General features: G+C 71.9%; 2 protein-coding genes. One reads left to right on the forward strand and one right to left on the reverse strand.

The window, feature by feature from the left end; translation table 11 throughout:
* Window positions 1–61 precede the first annotated feature (61 nt).
* Complete coding sequence (locus tag Q0326_RS07960) at window positions 62–298, forward strand: ribbon-helix-helix domain-containing protein (protein WP_298688928.1); 237 nt, start codon at window positions 62–64, stop codon at window positions 296–298.
* 147 nt (window positions 299–445) lie between these two features.
* On the opposite strand, the gene ubiB is transcribed toward Q0326_RS07960, so the two are convergent.
* Window positions 446–1904, reverse strand: a 1459-nt coding sequence (gene ubiB, locus Q0326_RS07965; protein ID WP_298688930.1) for a 2-polyprenylphenol 6-hydroxylase, incomplete at its 5' end; no start/stop codon positions are given.

The following is a 1904-nucleotide window of genomic DNA, read 5'->3' on the forward strand; positions in this document are numbered from 1 at the left end:
CAGCACATGTATTGATGCGGCGCTTGCGGCTGCCGCGCGCCTTCATCGCGTAGGTTTGTGCATGTCCGGTCCGGTCAAACGCTCGGTCCAGATCGCGGGCCACGCCACCTCGATCAGCCTCGAGCCGATCTTCTGGGACGCGCTGGTCGAGGCGGCGGCCGCGCAGGCGCTGCCGCTCTCGGCGCTCGTCGCGCGCATCGACGCGGCGCGAATCGAGACGCCCGATCCCGCGAATCTGGCAAGCGCGATCCGCGTCTGGCTGTTCGCTCGGGCGCGGGGGGCGGCAAGGGACGGCTGAGCGGCGCCGGCTTCGCGATTCGCGGGCACGCCAATCCTTCCCGTCATCCTGACGAAGGTCAGGATCCAGACGCGCAACGCATGGGGACAGGCATCGCGTCCTGGGATCCCGGACCCCGTTCAGGACGAGGCGTTCGCCGGCGCGGCCCTACAGCCACCACATCAGCAGCGCGCCGGCCAGCGCCGAGACCAGCGCCACCGCGCCGGTGCGCCAGCCGCCGCCGATCCGCACCACCTCGACCTGCGCGAAGGGCGGCGGCGGCGGGGCGGCGCCGGGCACGGGATAGGCCGCCTCGATCCGCTCGATCAGGCTGGGCAGGCGGCGCAGCAGACCGACATGGCGCTGGAGATGCTCGGCGATCGCCGCCTCGGGGCCGAGCTCGCCGCGCAGCCATTCGCGCACGAAGGGGGCGGCGACCTCCCACATGTTGATGTCGGGATCGAGCCCGGTCGCGACGCCCTCGACCATCACCATCGTCTTCTGGAGCAGCAGCAGATGCGGCTGCACCGGCATGTCGAAGTCGCGCGTGATCGAGAACAGCCCGTCGAGCATCTGCCCGATCGAGATGTCCTTGACCGGCAGCCCGCGGATCGGCTCGCCGACGGCACGCAGCGCGGTCGCGAACTCGGCGAGATTGTGGTGCGCGGGGACATAGCCCGCCTCGAAATGGATCTCGGCGACACGCGCATAATTGCCGGTGATCAGCCCGTGGAGGATTTCCGCGAGCCACAGCCGCGCCTGGCGGTTGACGCGGCCCATGATGCCGAAGTCGATCGCCGCCAGCCGCCCGTCGGCGAGCGCGAACAGATTGCCCTGGTGGAGGTCGGCGTGGAAGAAACCCTCCGCGATCGCCTGGCGCAGGAAGACGCGGACCAGCGTGCCGGCGAGCGCCGCGGGATCGTGGCCTGCGGCGAGCAGCGCATCGCGGTTCGAGAGCTTGATGCCGTCGAGCCACTCGAGCGTCAGGACCCGACGCGCGGTGCGCTGCCAGTCGATCGCGGGGACGTGGAAGCCGGGCTCGGCGAGCATGTTGCCGGCAAGCTCGGAGGCGGAGGCCGCCTCGCGGCGCAGGTCGAGCTCGCGCGCGGTCCATTGGCGGAACATCGCGACGACGTGGCGGGGGCGCAGACGGGCGATCTCGCCGCCCATGCCCTCGGCCTGCGCCGCCGCCCATTCATAGGTCTCCATCGCGCGCGCGAACTCGTCCTCGACGCCGGGGCGCAGCACCTTGATCGCGACATGCGCGCCCTCGGTGGTGACCGCGCGGTGGACCTGCGCGATCGAGGCGGCGCCGACGGGGATCTCGTCGATCGAGGCGAACAGGCTCTCGACCGGCTTGCCCAGCGCCTGCTCGATCGCCGCCTTGATCTGCGGATAGGGGACGGGGGGCAGCGCATCCTGCAACCGATAGAGATCGAGCGCCGCCGCCTCGCCGACCAGATCGGGGCGGGTGGCGAGCGCCTGGCCGAACTTGATCGCGGCGGGGCCGATCGCCTCGAGCGCGTCGGCATAGCGCGGCTGCGCGGGCACGCGCGCGCCGATGCGGGCGATGCGGACGAGGCGGCGCAGCGGCGCCGGGGTGAGCGGGTCGCGCTCGATGCCGGTC

The sequence above is a fragment of the uncultured Sphingomonas sp. genome (genome assembly GCF_937859915.1).
In the GTDB taxonomy this organism is placed as follows: Bacteria; Pseudomonadota; Alphaproteobacteria; order Sphingomonadales; family Sphingomonadaceae; genus Solisphingomonas.